Here is a 687-nt window from a genome sequence, read left to right on the forward strand (position 1 = left end):
CATATGCATATAGCTCTATATCTTTTCTTATAGCCTCTACTTTCTCTGGGTCCATCTCCTTTGGAGTTTTGAGGGTATAAGATAGGTTGAAAAGATAATCTTTTATCTCTTCATCAATAGGAAGGCCTTTAACAGTAGAGGTTGGTATATTCCATTCTTCTTTGCCTACATACAATACTATAGGGACAATATTGGGAAAGTCTTTGTTTTCTCTATAGGCTTCTTCGTATTTAGCGTAGATGTAAGATAGCAGCTGAAGGAATATACCTTTATCTGGGTTTGATTTGTGCTCTACGATAAAATAGAGCTCTATCTTTTCATCTGTACCTTTAATATCTACTTCAAAGGCTAAATCTAAGTGTTTCTTTTTGCCTTCTATGGTGTTGTATTTTTCTGTGTCTAACACTCTTATGTTTTCTAAATCAAGATGTTTGGCTAGTGTTGGTTCATAGGCTTGTAGGAATGTTTTTATGTTATCTGGATTTTTCATGATTAGCTTAAAAAGAGCATCTGAAGATTGGATGTTTCTTAGTTCTTCAATGTCTTTTAAATGCTCTGGTAGGTTTTCTTTTTCTTTCATAGGAAGATTATAGCAGAGCTTATAAAAAGTGTAAGCCTCTAAAAGGGACTGTCTAATATTTTGTGTAAATCTTTATGTGTGTTAAAATGCTTTGCTCTAAGGAGGTT

The 687-nt window shown here is 33.5% G+C and carries 1 protein-coding gene; it reads right to left on the reverse strand.

Annotation, left to right across the window (positions count from 1 at the left end):
• Nucleotides 1-580, reverse strand: a 580-nt coding sequence (locus ACP5S8_RS08505) for an Rpn family recombination-promoting nuclease/putative transposase (protein WP_461876504.1), incomplete at its 3' end; no start/stop codon positions are given.
• Between the last annotated feature and the right edge of the window lie 107 nt (nucleotides 581-687).

The organism is Hydrogenobaculum sp. (assembly GCF_049967395.1).
GTDB lineage: Bacteria > Aquificota > Aquificia > Aquificales > Aquificaceae > Hydrogenobaculum.